The organism is Lysobacter sp. cf310, assembly GCF_900114355.1.
Taxonomy (GTDB): Bacteria; Pseudomonadota; Gammaproteobacteria; order Xanthomonadales; family Xanthomonadaceae; genus Lysobacter.
Map to the genome: position 1 here is coordinate 1,144,075 of NZ_FOSS01000001.1, position 14,212 is coordinate 1,158,286.

Consider the following 14,212-nt stretch of genomic DNA (forward strand, 5'->3'; position numbering starts at 1 on the left):
GCTTAGTCGCGTCGACCGTGCTTTCGCCCGCCCCGGAGCGCTAGCCCGGCGGGCGCACGCGGAACACCACGCTGATGCGCGGCCCCTGCGCGCGCCGGGTCTTGGGGATGCCGTGCTCGTGGCTGAGCTGGGAGGCGTGGCTCATGCTCAGCAGGCTGCCGGGCGCCAGATCCACGGCGATGGTCTCGCGCGCGCCGCGCTGGGCGCGGATCAGCATGCGCCGCGGCGCCCCCAGCGAGACCAGGGTGATGGGATGGCCGCGCAACAGGGTGTGCAGCTTGTCGTGGTGCATGGCCACGCTGTCGTGGCCGTCGCGGTAGAGGTTCATGCCGATGCGGTTGTACGGCGCCGGCACGCGGGCGCGCACCTGCTGCAGCATCCGCGCCAGCGGCAATGCGTCGGGCAGCTCGTCGGTGGCGTAGTGGGCGAGCAGGCGCGGCACATCAACGATGCGGTCGTACATGGGGCGCTGCAGGTGGGTCCAGGCCGCCTGCGCGTGCAGGGTCTCGAACCAGGCCTGCGCGGTAGCGGCATCGACGAAGCCGGGCCAGTAGCGCACCCCGCCCTCGGCGTCGTCCACCAGGGTCTGGCAGTCGGGCGCGAACAGGTCGTCGGCGTAGTCGCACAGGGCTTTCATGGCCGACCTCAATGGAAATCGCGCGAGCTGGTCTGCAGCTCGCCGAGCAGATGGCTGAGGTCCCGCAGCTCGCGCGCGATCAGATGACGCACGCCGTCGACCTGCTCCCAGCGCCCACGCACCGACAGCAGGCGCGCGCCCAACAGGGCCTTGCGCGCGCGCAGCGCCACGTCCTGCCACACCACCACGTTGACCGAGCCGTGCTCGTCTTCGAGGGTGACGAAGATGGTGCCGCCGGCCGTGGCCGGGCGTTGGCGCTGGGTGACGATGCCGGCCGCGTGCACGCCGCGCCCGTGCCGTTGCGTACTCAACTGCTGCGAGTCCATCACCCGCAGCTGATGCAGGCGCTTGCGCAGCAGCGCCAGCGGATGCGCGCGCAAGCTCAGGCCGACCGCGCGGTAGTCGGAGGCTACGTCCTCGCCCTGGTTCGGCGCCGGCAATTCGATGAGGTCCTCGTCCGGGCTGTCGGGCAGCAGCGGGCGTTGGCGCTCGATCCCGGCCACCGCCCAGCGCGCGGCGTGGCGATGCCCGGCCAGGCTCTGCAAGGCGCCGGCCTCGGCCAGGGCGTGACGCGCTTTCTCGTCCAGGCCGGCGCGCAGGCACAGGTCGCGCACGTCCGCGAACGGCGCCTGCGCGCGCGCGGCGACCAGCGCAAGCGCCATCGTTTTCGACAGGCCGCCGATCTGGCGCAAGCCCAGGCGCAGCGCCGCTTGGCGGCCACCGTCCTCGCCGACGCGCAGCTCGCCGCCCTCCAGGGTGTTGTCCCAATCGCTGCTGCTCACGTCGATCGGGCGCACTTCCACGCCGATGCGGTCGCCGCGCCCGCGGCGCGCGTCCTGCACGATTTCGCTGGGCGAGTAGAAGCCCATCGGCTGCGCGTTGAGCAGGGCGCAGACGAAAGCCGCCGGCTCGTGGCGTTTCATCCAGCAGCTGACGTAGACCAGCTTGGCGAACGAGGCTGCGTGGCTCTGTGGGAAACCGTAGGAACCGAAACCCTTGATCTGCTCGAAGATCTGCTCGATGAAGGCGGAGGAGTAGCCCTTGCCCTCCATCAGCTCGCGAATGCGCTCGCGATGCGGCTCCATGTCGCCGCCCCTACCCCAGGCCGCCATCGAACGGCGTAGCTGATCTGCCTCTGCCGGCGAGTATCCGGCGTGGATCACCAGCTCCATCACTTGCTCCTGGAACAGTGGAATGCCCAGGGTCGGGCCGAGAATATGTTTGATTTCCGGTTTTGGGTAATCCACCTTCTCCTTGCCCTGCCGGCGCCGCAGATAGGGATGCACCATGCCGCCCTGGATGGGACCGGGCCGCACGATCGCGACCTCCACCACCAGGTCGTAGAAATCCTTGGGCTTCAGCCGCGGCAGCATGCTCATCTGCGCGCGCGATTCGATCTGGAACACGCCGACCGTGTCGGCGGCCTGGATCAGTTCGTAGGTCGGCCCATCGCCGGCCGGCAGGCGCGCGATGTCCAAGCGATAACCGCGATGGCGTTCGATCAAGTCCACCGCCTTGCGAATGCAGGTCAGCATGCCCAAGGCCAGGCAGTCGACCTTGAGCAGCTTCATGGTCTCCAGATCGTCCTTGTCCCACTGGATGATGGTGCGCTCGTCCATGGCCGCGTTCTCCACCGGCACCACCGTGCTCAGGGACGCATCGCTGATGACGAAACCGCCGACGTGCTGGGAGAGATGGCGCGGATGCCCGCGCAGCTGCGCGGTCACCGCCAGCACGCGCCGGATCAGCGGGTTGTCCGGGTCGAATCCGGCCTCGCCCAGGCGCTGCTCCATCGGCGTTTCGCCGTTGCCCCAGCCGTAGCATTCGGCCAGCAGCGCGATCTGATCCGGCGGCAGCCCGAAGGCCTTGGCCACGTCGCGCACCGCGCTCTTACCGCGGTAACGGATCACGGTGGCGGCCAGGGCGGCGCGCTCGCGGCCGTACTTGGCGTACACGTACTGCAGCACTTCCTCGCGCCGCTCGTGCTCGAAGTCGACGTCGATATCGGGCGGTTCGCCGCGCTCCTCGGACAGAAAGCGCGCCATCAGCAAACGGCTCTCGGCCGGATTCACCGCCGTGATGCCCAGCGCGTAGCACACCGCCGAATTGGCCGAGGACCCGCGGCCCTGGCAGAGGATGTTCAAGGAGCGCGCGTAGCGGACGATGTCCTCCACGGTCAGGAAGAAGGCCTCGTACCTGAGCTTGGCGATGAGCTCCAACTCGCCGTCGATCTGCGCGACGACGGCCTCCGGCGTGCCGTCCGGCCAGCGCTGACGCATGCCGGCCTCGGTCAGGGCGCGCAGCCAGGTGGTGGGCGTATACCCGTCCGGCACCAGTTCGGCCGGATAGTCGTAGCGCACCTGATCCATGCGGAAGCGGCAGCGGCGCGCGAGGCGCACGGCGGCGGCCAGCAGTTCGGGCGGATAGATGTTGCCCAGCGCGCGACGCGTGCGCAGGTGGCGCTCGCCGTTGCGGAACAGCTGCGCGCCGCAATCGGCCAAGGGCGTGTTGTGGCGGATCGCGGTCATGGTGTCCTGCAATACGCGCTGGCGGCGCAGGTCCATGTGCACGTCGCCGCTGGCCAGCGCCTCCATATCCAGATGCGCGGCCAGCTCCAGCAGGGTGCGCAGACGCGCGTCGTCGTCCTCTTCGCGGCGTAGCTCCACCGCCAGGAACGCGCGCGCGCCCAACAAGTCGCGCAACCAGCGTCCCTGCGATTCGTCCGGCACGCAGGCCGGCAACCACAAGGCGAATACGCCCGCTTCGCCCTCGCCCAGCACCTGCCGCAGATCCTCGCGGGTCAGGCGGTACGCGCCTTTCGGCGCCGCACGCCGCGCGAGGGTGATCAGCCGGCACAACCGGGTGTAGCCGTCCTGGGTTTCCACCAGCAACACCAGCTTCAGGCCGCACTCCAGGGTGAACTCGCTGCCCACCACCAGCGGCAATTCGGTCGCGCGCGAGGCCTCGTATGCGCGCACGATCCCGGCCAGCGAGCATTCGTCGGTGATCGCCAGCGCTTCGTAGCCGCAGTGCACGGCGCGCGCGAACAGATCCTCGGCGCTGGACGCGCCGCGCAGGAAGGAGAAGTCCGACAGACAGTGCAGCTCGGCGTAGGCCGGCAGATCGTCGGCGGTGTCGGCATCGTCGTTGGCCGCTTGCAGGCGCAGCCGTTGCGCGACTTCCCAGGCGCGCGGCGGACGCCCGCCCGGCGTGTCGCGGTCGACGCCGTTCACCGCGTCGTCCCAGCTCATGCGAACCACCCGTGCAGCATCCAGCCCTCGCGCTCGCCCGGCGGCGCATAGGCCCAGGCGCGTTGGCCCTGGCCCGTCTCCAGCACGTAGTAATCGCGCCGCGCATCGGCGCCGTCCCACCAGCCGCTTTCCAGGCGCTCGGGGCCGGACAGGATGCGCGGCTGCGGATCGCGCAGCGGCACCGGCTGCGGCAGCAGCCACAGCGGACGAGGCGGACGCGCGGGCGCCGCGCCGATGCGGGCCTCGTCGCCGTCCACGCGTCGCCAGGCCCGCTCCGGGCGCGGATCGCCGGCCGGCGCCACCCGATACACCGCCTCGTCGCCCAGGCGCGCGCGCATGCGTTCGCGCAGTTGCGGCCAGGGCTGGGTCTGTTGCGCGCGCAGATCGAACAGATCGCGCGAGGCCGGCACGAACGGCGGCAGTTCGCGCGCGAGCAAACGCAACGCCACCACCGGCTGCGCGATCTGGACCCGCTCCAGGCGATTGCGCGTGAGCTCGAACAGCATCGCCGGCTCGCGCTCCGACGCCAGCAGGCCGACCTCGACGTCGGTATGCGCGCCCTCGTGTTCCAGGCGCAGCACGAAGCGCTGCACGCCGCCGTCGCGAATCGACAGATAGGTGCACAGATCGCCGAGCAGACGCCGCAGCGGAAACAGCAGCGCCATGTGGCTTTCCACTTCGTAGCCCAGCTCCACCCGCGCATCGAAATGGTCCGGCGGCGCGTAGTAGCTCAACGGATCGTCGGCCTGCCCGTACAAGCGATCCAGATGCTCCAGCAGCGGCAGACCGAAGCGGCGGCGCAGGCTGTCGCGCGGCAGCGCGCGCAAGGCGCGCAGGTCGCGCACGCCCATGCGCTGCAGGCGCTCGCCGTCGCCCTCGGGCAGGCGCGCGCGCCGCACCGGCACGCGGTCCAGGTAGTCCGTCATCGCGCCGGGATGCGGCAGAGCCAGGCCGTCGCTGAGACCGGCCAGCACGTGCGCCGCGCGCGCGGTCGGCGCCAGCGCGATGCGATGGCTGAAGCCCAGCGCGGCAAGTTCTTCGCGCAGCCGCGCCTCGATGCGCGGCCACGGCCCGAGCAGGCGGAAGCTGGCGCGCACCTCCAGCACGATGCAACCCGGCCACTGCGCGCTGACCAGCGAACTGTGGCGGTAAGCCCAGGCGGCCAGGAAGCGCTGCCAGCGCGCCTCGGCCTGCGGCTCGTATTCCACCATCGCGAAATCCGGCAGCAAGGCATGCGCGGCGGTCAGGCGCATGCCCGCGCGCAGGCCGGCTTCGGCGGCGCGGGTGTTGACCGCATGCAGGCTGCGCAACTGCGTCGGCCCGGCGACCAGGGCCAGCGGCGGGTCGGGATCAGGCAGACGCCGAAGGACGGCGTCCAGCGCCAGCTGCGGCAGCAGTATGCAGGCCCACAACATGCGCGCGCCTCACGCCGTGCCCGGTGCGTAGGCCTGCGCGGGCGCGGGACCGCCGCGGCATTTGCGCACATGCCAGGCGCCCTGGCCGCGCGCGTCGCGCGCGTACTCCACGCGCAGCGCGGCCGGCGAGGGATTGGCCGCGTGCTTGCGATCGCGCAAGGCGAAACCCAGGCAGTCGCCGCTGTCGGCGGCCACCTGCAAACGCCGCAGCGCCTGCGCATCGGCCTGCAGCGGCCAGCCGATCACCGCCGCGCAGGCGCCGCTGCGCAGGCATTGCTCGAACGCCCACAGGGCATCGCGCGGCGTGGCGTCGACGATCTGCAGCGCGGCCAGGTCCACACCCGCGGCCTGCCACGCCGGCGCATACGGCAGATACGGCGGCGCGATCAGCGCCACCGTGCCGCCGGCCTGGGTCATGCGCACCAGGGTCGGCAACAACAGCGACAACTCGCCCACGCCGTCGGCGGGCAGCAGCAGCTCGGTCAGCGCGCGGCGCGGCCAGCCGCGCTGCGGCAACAATGCATCCAACGCCGCGTGCCCGGACGGCTCGCCAGCGGCGGCGATGCTGGCGCTGCGCCCGGCATGCCACAGCGTCTGCGCGGCCAGCAGGGTTTCGATGGCGACCACGCCGCCCATCTCAGCCCAGCCGCACCAGGCCGCAGTAGACGCCTTCGATGGCGAAGTCCTGATCCGCTTCCACCACGATGGGCGCATGCGCGGGATTGCGCGGCAGCAGGCGGATCTGCCGGCGCGCGCGCTGCAGGCGCTTGATGGTCAGTTCGCCGTCGACGCGCGCGACCACGGTCTGGCCGTCGCGGGCGTCGGCGGTGCGGTGCACGCCGACCAGATCGCCGTCGAGGATGCCGTCGTCGATCATCGAATCGCCCTGCACCTTCAGCAGGTAATCCGGCGCCGGCGAGAACAGGCGGCGGTCCAGCCACAGCTGCTGGTCCAGGCCGATGTCGGCCCCGATCGGCGTGCCCGCCGCGACCCGGCCCAGCACCGCCAGCGGCAGCACGTCGGCGCCGCCGCCGGGCAGGCGCAGCCCCCGCTTCTGACCCGGCACCAGGGTCAGCAAGCCCTCGCCGACCAGGGCCTGGACGTGCTTCTGGGCAGCATTGCGCGAGGCGAAACCGAAGGCCGCGGCGATCTCGGCCAGGCTGGGCGCGCGCCCGGCGGCCAGTTCCCGGCGCAGGAAGGCCAGCACGGCGGCGCGTTGCGGCGGCAGGGAGTCGATCGGGTCCATAGGTGTACATTTGTACACCTATTGGCCGCCCGAGGCGAGACCCCGGGCACCCGCCCAGCCCGCCCCGCCGCAGCCCGCCGCCGGCCCGGCGCATGAATGCGCGCCGCACCGTTTACGGCCGCGGCCGGCCCATGAAACACTCGCGCGGCCGCCGTCAGGGCGGCCGCCGCCCGGGGGCGGCGCAGGGGAATCACTACAGGGGAAAACCATGTTCGTACGTCTCGTGGCGACGGTCGCCGCGCTTTGCCTTTCGTTCAACGCCGCGGCCGCCAAGCCGGTGCCGCTGCCCATGCCGATCGCCCAGGACCTGCCGGTCGAGCTGGTGATGAGCCAGGAGGAGATCGCGGTCGACGTGCCCAACACCGCTTCGGCGATGGGTGCCCAGTTCGGCCTGATCGGCGCCCTGATCGGCAGCGCGGTGCAGAACTCGCAGGCCAAGACCGCCGAGAAGCGCATCGCCGACATGCGCAACCTGCTGCTGGATTACCGCTTCAACGAGCGCATGGAACAAGCGGTGCGCGCCAAGCTGGCCGGCGAAGGTTTCTCGCCCAACCCGCAGGTGGTGGTGATGCCGACCGAGTGGGACGCCGTCAGCGCCAAGGACAGCGCGCAGCTGCCGCAGGACGTGCTGGTGATCACCCCGCGTTATTCGATGAGCAATACGCTCAACGGCCTGACCGTGAGCTTGAACGTGCGTTACGTGCACCGCGAGCGCAAGAGCAACGGCAAGGTCAAGGAAATCTGGCGTCTCCACCGTCCCTACACCTTCCAGTACAGCGTCACCGATTACCCCAGCGAGGACGGCGCGATCGACCGCCGTTGGCTGGCGATGGGCCCGGCCGGCGTGAGCGCGCTGATCGACAACGGCATCGCCCAGGTCACCGACATGCTGGCCTACGATTTCTCCGCAGCCGGCCGCGCCGAATCGGCGACCAAGATCAAGAACGAGAAGATCCCGTTCGCCGGCAACATCTACCGAGGCCGCTCGCTGCGCGCCACGCCCGAGCACGTCTGGGTGCGCACCGGCAATGCCCGCTTCCAGAACATCAACGGCTACGCAAGCCTCAACGCCGGCAAGATGACCGCCGTCGCCGCGCCGATCGCCACGCCTGCCGCCGCCACGGCCGAAACGCAGGTCGCCGCACCGGCCGCGCCCGTGCAACAGGCCGCGCCTGCCGCCGAAGCCGCGCCCGCACCGGCGGCCGCCGACGCCGGCGCAGGCGGCCGATGAGCCGCACCGCGACCGCATGGGCGATCGCCGCCGCGCTCGCCCTGAGCGGCTGCGCCGTCAAGGTGCACAAGGTGGTGGTCAGGCAGGATCGCCTGCCGGCCGCACCGCCGGCGGGCAAGAAGATGCCGGGCCTGGCCTGCGCCTTCCAACTGGCCGACGTCGTCGACGCCCGCCCCGCCGGCAATCGCGCCGGCGGCTTGGGCAAGCACCAGTTCCTGCTCGACGACGCAGCTACGCTGGTGCGCACGCAGTTGATCAAGGTCGGCATGAGCGCGCCCGACGCCCCGGCCGTGGCCGGCGCGCGCCGCGTGGCGGTGCAGATCAAGCAACTGTATTTGAGCCAGAACACCATCACCAAAGTCCCGGTGGCGGTGTACAGCGTGCAGATCGACGGCGGCGCGCCGTTCGTGATCCGCGCCCAGGCCGCCTCGATGAACTGGAACGGCAGCGAAGACGAAGCCTATCGCTCGCTGTCCGATGCCATGGGCGACGCCAACCTGCAGCTGGTCCACACGCTCAACAAGCACTGCAAGGCGAACCAGGCGGGCTGATCGCCCACCGTGTCGTTCGATGCCCGCCAGGGTGGCGACTCCACCCTGGCCCGCATCCGCGGCCAGCGCGCCGCGAGGGTTCCGCCTGGATCCGGACTACGGCCGCCTGCATGGGCACTACGGCGCCCTCTGATTCGAACCACTTCGCGCGGACGCGCGCCGCAGGCCTGTCGATCGCGCGCGGCTTCAGCGATTGATCGCCGACCAGGCAGGCATTGCGACCAAAACGGCGCGGGCCAGTTTCCGTCCGCGCCGTTGCGACGGCCTGTATCCTGGACGCCGGCATTCGGTGAAGGCATGAGGATGCCGGCACCGAGTCCAAGGACGCCTACGGGCGATGCCACCGTCTAGCCGCACGACACCGCTGGGGACCCATGCCTAGAATTCTTCTGTTGCTCGCCGCCTGCCTGCTGGCCGGTTGCGGCGTCACCCCGGGCATCGTCGAACGCGACGTGCTCACCCTCTATCCGGGCTGCGCCCTGGACAAGCTCAACGAAACCCGCAAGCTGGGCAGCGACGACAAGCTGGTGCTGGCCAAGTTCACCTACACCTGCAAAGACGAAACGCATCTGCGTTACGGCAACCTGGTGTACACCAAGGGGATGGACACCGGTTTCACCATCTATTGCTGCGCGCGCGAGGCGACGCCGGAAGAGCTCTAACCGGCGCGGCCGCGCTCGGCGACGCTCAATCGCGCTGCGCGGCCGTATCGCTCAGGCTGTAGATGTAAGCCTGCACGCGGTTGCCGTCGGCCAGCGTCGCCGTGGTCAGGACGCGTCGATAGCCCTCGCCTTCGAACTCGTCCAGGCGCGCCCAATGCTCGGCCAGATGATCGGAACTGAACACCAGACCGGGCACTGGTGCGCCTTGCTCGTCCAGCACGATGCCCGGAAAGCCTTGCGCCGCGCCCCAGCCTTCCTGCAACAGCGTGCCGGTCACGCTGGCGGGCTCCCACTGCCCGGGAATATCCGCCATCACATGCGCGTTGATGCGCCCCGGGGCCAGCGTTCCGTATACGAACAATCGCTCGGTCATCGCCATCTCGTGTTTGTGAAACCGTCGCGACGATTGTAAATCACCGTCGCGCCGATCAAAGCGAACCAGCAACGCGATCGCTGACGCGCTTGCGAACCCTGTTCATGGGTTCGACGCCCCGCCTGCGCGCATCGCGTGCACGCGCACGAACACCTCGTCGTTCCAACGCAGCGAATTGGCGTCGTCGGCATAGCGCCAAGGCTCGGGCGCATCGAGCGCGGATTTGCCGGCGCCGAACAATCCTATGCGCGCCGGCGTCAGTTCGATCCGCATCGCGCCCAGCCGCGCCTGCAGACCTCGCTCGCCCTGCGTCACGTCGAGCCGACCCAGACGCTCGCTCTGGAAGCTCCCCAGATAAGGCTGCAGTTCCTCGCGGCTCGGCGCCCAGGCCCAGGCGCTCCACTCCGGCGCGGCGCGCGCCGTTTGCACGGCCTCGCGTCGCGCCGAGACGGTGCGCGCCAGTCGGCCGGGATAGTCGGCCACCGCCTTGCGCAGACGCTGGCTTTCATCGCCGCCGCTCGCCGCGCCGATGAACACCTTCATCAGCTCCAGTGCCAGGCCCTCGATCGCGCTGTCGCTGTTCATCACCAGGGAGAAGCCGGCGTCGGCGCCCGGCAGCAGCACCGTGGCGGACACCACGCCGGTGTAGCTGCCCGGATGCATCAACACCCGTTGATCGCGATAGACGCAGGAGTACCAGCCCAGGCTGTAGCCGTCGCACACGAATTCGCCGTCCGACAGCTTCGCCGCCGTCACCGTACGCTGCGCGATTTCGAAACTGCGCGCCGAGGGCGTACCCGTAGGCGAACGACGGCGCAGGTTGGCCCGCATCCAGGCCGCCATATCGTCCGCAGACGCCAGCAAACCGCCGGCCGCGTGCATCAGTTCGTCGGGCTTGGGCGCGGACGCGATCCAGGCGCTACCGTCCCAACGGTGGTTCCAGACCAGTCGCTGCGCGGGCGCCCGCGAGGAACGGCTGTGCACCTGTTCCAAGCGCAAGGGCCGCAACACCCGGTCTTGCAGCCAATCCTTCCAATCCCGACCGGTTCGCGTTTCCAGCGCCGCGGCGTAAATCAGATCGCCGATGTTGGCGTAGCGGAACCCCGGATCGCGCGCCTGCGTGTAGCGCGCCAGCATGGCGGGATAGTCGCTGGCGGGCACCGCCCGCACGTAGGCCGTGAGCAGGTTCAGGGTGTCGGTCTTCAATCCTTCCTGATGCGACAGCAGGTCGCTCATGCGGATCTTGGCCGGGTCCGCGGGCGCGGGCAGGGTCAGCTGCGGCCAGATCTGCGCCAGGCTGGTATCCAGCGGCAGCACGCCGTCCTCGTCCAACTGCGCGGCCAACAGGGCGAGAAAGGATTTGGTCTGCGAGGCGATGTAGAACTGCGAGCGATGGTCGACCGTCCCCGGCGAGCCCGCGTGCGCCAGGCCATGGACGAAGCGCAGCGGCGTGTCGTCGCCGTGCACCACGACCGCCGATACCGCCGGAAAAGAGCCCGGTGTTCTCTGTATTTCCTGCAAGGCCGCGCGGATGTCTTCGGCCGCCGCGCGCACCCGCACCTCGGCGGCATCCGGCTCGCGCGCTCCCGTCGCGAATGCCGTCGCCAACAAGGCCAAACCGACGCCGCAAGCCGTCTTACGCAGTCCAACCCAGCCGCCAGCCCCCACCGCTCCGATACGCATGCGCCCCTCCATGAACACGGGAATGCCCGGCGCGCTGCGCCGGACGTCTCGGGCCAGGGATAAGAGCAGCGCGCGATCGGTTGCATGGCCGATGCGCGATTGCGCCAAGACGGTGGCGACGGCGGCGTACACGTTGCCTTGGCGCCCCTGTTGCTAGGTTCGGCGCTCCCCCACGCCGGAGCGCAGCATGGAGACGCAACGGATCTATCGCGGTCGCCTGATCGACCACATTCAACTGGTGGTGAAGGACCTCAAGGCCAGCCAGGGCTTCTACGAGGCCGTGTTCAAGGCGCTGGACATTCCCATCGCCGGCACCGGCGACGATTTCTTCTGGGCCGACGAGTTGTTCGTGTCCACGGCCAGCAGCGAGGCGGCCAACGGCGAACTCACCGGGCGCCACCACCTGGCGTTCCAAGCCAGGGACCGCGCGATGGTGGATGCGTTCCATCAGCAGGCGATGGCCCATGGCGGCCGCGACAACGGCGCACCGGGCGAGCGCCACTACCATCCGGGGTACTACGCGGCGTTCGCGCTGGATCCGGACGGCAACAACATCGAGGCGGTGTACCACGGCGAAGGCAAGCGCAGCGCCGAGTCGGTCACGGTCGACATCCCGGCCTGACGCGCGCGCGTCGCGGCGGCGACTCAGCTCTTGTAGTTCATCGCCCGATTGATGCCCAGCGCGGCGAGCGTGCCGATCGCGCCCGACAACAGGTAGGCGCCCAGCCAGGCCAGGCCGAACTGCGAGCACAGGCCCAGGGCGACCAGCGGCGCGAAGGCCGCGCCGATCAGCCAGGCCAGGTCGGAGGTGAGCGCGGCGCCGGTGTAGCGATAGCGGCGGCCGAAGTTGGCGGTGACCGCGCCCGCGGCCTGGCCGTAGGACAGGCCCAGCAGGGCGAAGCCGATCAGGATGAAGGCGTCCTGGCCCAGCGAACCGGCGCCCATCAAGGTGGGCGCGAAGCCGCTGAACATCGCGATCACGATGGCCAGGCCGCCCAGGGTGCGGGCGCGGCCGACGCGGTCGGCGATCAGGCCCGACACGATGATGCCGCCGGCGGCGATGAAGCCGCCCAGGATCTGCACCATCAGGAAGCCGACGATGGACTGATCCGAATACAGCTTGATCCACGACAGCGGAAAGATCGTGACGATGTGGAACAGGGCGTAGCTGGCGAGCGCGGCGAACGCGCCGACCACCACGTGCTGGCCCTTGGCGCTGAACAATTCGCGGATCGGGGTGGGCTCCAGTTCGAGCTCGCCCATCTTGTCCTGATATTCCTCGGCCACGACCAGGCGCAGGCGCGCGAACAGCGCCACCACGTTGATCGCGAACGCGACGAAGAACGGATAGCGCCAGCCCCAGCTCAGCAGATCCTGTTCGCCCAGGCTCGCGTACAGGAAGGCGAACACGCCGGAGGCGACGATGAAGCCGACCGGCGCGCCCAGCTGCCCGAGCATGGCGTACCAGCCGCGACGCTCCTTGGGCGTATTGAGCGCCAACAGCGACGGCAGGCCGTCCCAGGAACCGCCCAGGGCGATGCCCTGCAGCACGCGGAAGAACGCCAGCAGCGCGATCGAGACCCAGCCCAGCGTGGCGTAACCCGGCAGGAACGCGATGCCGGCGGTGGCGGTGCCGAGCAGAAACAGGGCCACGGTCAATTTGACGCCGCGGCTCCAGCGCGTCTGGATGGCCATGAACAGCATCGTGCCCAGCGGGCGCGCCAGGAACGCGAGCGCGAAGATCGCGAAGGCGTACAGCGTGCCCTGCAGGCGATCCATGAACGGGAAGAACACCGACGGGAACACCAGCGCCGAAGCGATGCCGTAGACGAAGAAGTCGAAGTATTCCGAGGCGCGCCCCACCACGACGCCGACGGCGATTTCGCCCGGGGCGACGTCGGCATGCGCCTTGACGCCGTGGTCGTGCGTGGATGCGGTGGGGCCGGGAGCGGTAGCCATCTGGAGTGCGGGAGTCGACGTCGGGCAGGGAGTGTTCGAGCCTAGGCTGACAGAGCCGGGGGCCGGACGCGATAGGACAAAACGTCCAATACTCGGCGCGCGGCGCGGGGACTAAATTGTCGCCCATCATTTAGGACTCCGCCCTCCCCCATGTCCAACGTGCGCAGACTCCTGCGAACCGCCGCGCTGCTGGCCGCCCTCGGCCTGCTCTCCGGCTGCAACCTGGTGGTGCTAGACCCCGCCGGCGACGTCGCCGCCCGCCAGGGCCAGCTGATCCTGGTGGCCACGGCGCTGATGCTGCTGGTGATCGTGCCGGTGATCGCGCTGACCTTCTGGTTCGCCTGGAAGTACCGCGCCTCCAACCGCAGCGCCAAGTACACCCCGGATTGGGACCACTCCACCCAGCTCGAGCTGGTGATCTGGGGTGTGCCGCTGCTGATCATCATCGCGCTGGGCGCGATCACCTGGATCAGCACCCACCTGCTCGATCCCTACCGCCCGCTGGACCGCATCGCGGCCGGCCGCCCGGTGCCGGCGCAGATGGAGCCGCTGGATATCCAGGTCGTCGCGCTGGATTGGAAGTGGCTGTTCCTATATCCGAAGGAAGGCGTGGCCTCGGTCAACGAAGTCGCGGTGCCGGTGGATCGTCCGGTGCGCTTCCACATCACCGCCTCCTCGGTGATGAATACCTTCTATGTGCCGAATCTGGCCGGAATGATCTACGGCATGCCCGGCATGGAAACCAAGCTCAACGCGGTGATCAACGCGCCGGGCGAGTACGAGGGTTTCTCGGCCAACTACAGCGGCGCCGGCTTCTCGCACATGCGCTTCAAGTTCCACGGCATGTCCAACGCCGACTACGACCGCTGGATCGCCGGGCTGCGCGGCAGCAAGGACTCGCTCACGCGCGCGGCCTATCTGGAGCTGGAAAAACCCAGCGAGCGCGAGCCGGTGCGCCACTACGCCAACGTCGACGCCACCCTGTACAACGCCATCCTCAACCGCTGCGTCGACTCCGAGCGCCTGTGCATGGACCAGATGATGGCGCTGGACGCCGCCGGCGGCCTGGGCCTGGAAGGCCTGAACTCGCTGGCGATGCCGCGCCGCGGCGATCCGCGCCTGGGCGCCTACGTATCGGCGGACGTGTGCACCGTCGATCAACCGCCGCTGTCGCCGATGCTGGCCGGCATGAAGTCGCCCTGAC

Annotated in this window: 13 protein-coding genes; 5 read left to right on the top strand and 8 right to left on the bottom strand. The window is 69.7% G+C overall.

Going from position 1 to position 14,212, the window contains the following annotated elements:
* Nucleotides 1–40: 40 nt before the first annotated feature.
* The 5 genes from BMZ45_RS05085 to lexA are packed head-to-tail and all read right to left on the bottom strand — an operon-like array spanning nucleotide 41 to nucleotide 6,540.
* Complete coding sequence (locus tag BMZ45_RS05085; RefSeq protein WP_091633178.1) at nucleotides 41–637, bottom strand: alpha-ketoglutarate-dependent dioxygenase AlkB; 597 nt, start codon at nucleotides 635–637, stop codon at nucleotides 41–43.
* A gap of 8 nt (nucleotides 638–645) precedes the next feature.
* The gene (locus BMZ45_RS05090) at nucleotides 646–3,888 is read right to left on the bottom strand and encodes an error-prone DNA polymerase (protein WP_091633180.1); all 3,243 of its coding nucleotides are present in this window, start codon (nucleotides 3,886–3,888) and stop codon (nucleotides 646–648) included.
* Nucleotides 3,885–5,303, bottom strand: a complete 1,419-nt coding sequence (locus BMZ45_RS05095; protein ID WP_091633183.1) for a Y-family DNA polymerase — start codon at nucleotides 5,301–5,303, stop codon at nucleotides 3,885–3,887. Before BMZ45_RS05095 ends, BMZ45_RS05090 begins: the two co-directional genes overlap by 4 nt.
* 9 nt (nucleotides 5,304–5,312) lie before the next feature.
* On the bottom strand, nucleotides 5,313–5,939 hold the full coding sequence (gene imuA, locus BMZ45_RS05100; protein WP_091633186.1) for a translesion DNA synthesis-associated protein ImuA: 627 nt from the start codon (nucleotides 5,937–5,939) through the stop codon (nucleotides 5,313–5,315).
* A gap of 1 nt (nucleotide 5,940) precedes the next feature.
* Nucleotides 5,941–6,540, bottom strand: coding sequence for a transcriptional repressor LexA (gene lexA, locus BMZ45_RS05105; RefSeq protein WP_091634116.1), 600 nt, complete (start codon nucleotides 6,538–6,540; stop codon nucleotides 5,941–5,943).
* Nucleotides 6,541–6,757: 217 nt separating this feature from the next.
* Here lexA and BMZ45_RS21540 point away from each other — a divergent pair, with 217 nt between their 5' ends.
* The 3 genes from BMZ45_RS21540 (at nucleotide 6,758) to BMZ45_RS05120 (ending at nucleotide 8,993) form a co-directional block, all read left to right on the top strand.
* On the top strand, nucleotides 6,758–7,780 hold the full coding sequence (locus BMZ45_RS21540; RefSeq protein WP_091633189.1) for a hypothetical protein: 1,023 nt from the start codon (nucleotides 6,758–6,760) through the stop codon (nucleotides 7,778–7,780).
* Entirely contained in the window at nucleotides 7,777–8,331 is a 555-nt protein-coding gene (locus BMZ45_RS05115; RefSeq protein WP_091633193.1) for a hypothetical protein, read from the top strand. The genes BMZ45_RS21540 and BMZ45_RS05115 overlap by 4 nt, the downstream gene beginning before the upstream one ends.
* A 374-nt stretch (nucleotides 8,332–8,705) precedes the next feature.
* A complete protein-coding gene (locus BMZ45_RS05120; protein WP_139215393.1) occupies nucleotides 8,706–8,993 on the top strand; it encodes a hypothetical protein in 288 nt (95 codons plus the stop codon).
* A gap of 25 nt (nucleotides 8,994–9,018) precedes the next feature.
* Here the strand turns inward: BMZ45_RS05120 and BMZ45_RS05125 are convergent, their stop codons facing one another.
* Both BMZ45_RS05125 and BMZ45_RS05130 read right to left on the bottom strand, forming a co-directional pair.
* A complete protein-coding gene (locus BMZ45_RS05125; protein ID WP_091634118.1) occupies nucleotides 9,019–9,366 on the bottom strand; it encodes a gamma-glutamylcyclotransferase family protein in 348 nt (115 codons plus the stop codon).
* Nucleotides 9,367–9,468: 102 nt separating this feature from the next.
* A complete protein-coding gene (locus BMZ45_RS05130) occupies nucleotides 9,469–11,049 on the bottom strand; it encodes a serine hydrolase domain-containing protein (protein ID WP_175488929.1) in 1,581 nt (526 codons plus the stop codon).
* A gap of 187 nt (nucleotides 11,050–11,236) precedes the next feature.
* Between BMZ45_RS05130 and BMZ45_RS05135 the strand changes: the two genes are divergently transcribed.
* Nucleotides 11,237–11,671: a VOC family protein gene (locus BMZ45_RS05135; protein ID WP_091633202.1), complete on the top strand. Its 435-nt coding sequence runs from the start codon at nucleotides 11,237–11,239 to the stop codon at nucleotides 11,669–11,671.
* Nucleotides 11,672–11,694: 23 nt separating this feature from the next.
* Here the strand turns inward: BMZ45_RS05135 and BMZ45_RS05140 are convergent, their stop codons facing one another.
* Nucleotides 11,695–13,008 (bottom strand): MFS transporter, encoded by a 1,314-nt coding sequence (locus BMZ45_RS05140; protein WP_091633204.1) that lies wholly within the window; start codon nucleotides 13,006–13,008, stop codon nucleotides 11,695–11,697.
* Between the two features lie 150 nt (nucleotides 13,009–13,158).
* Between BMZ45_RS05140 and cyoA the strand changes: the two genes are divergently transcribed.
* A complete protein-coding gene (gene cyoA / locus BMZ45_RS05145) occupies nucleotides 13,159–14,211 on the top strand; it encodes a ubiquinol oxidase subunit II (protein ID WP_091633207.1) in 1,053 nt (350 codons plus the stop codon).
* Nucleotide 14,212 lies beyond the last annotated feature (1 nt).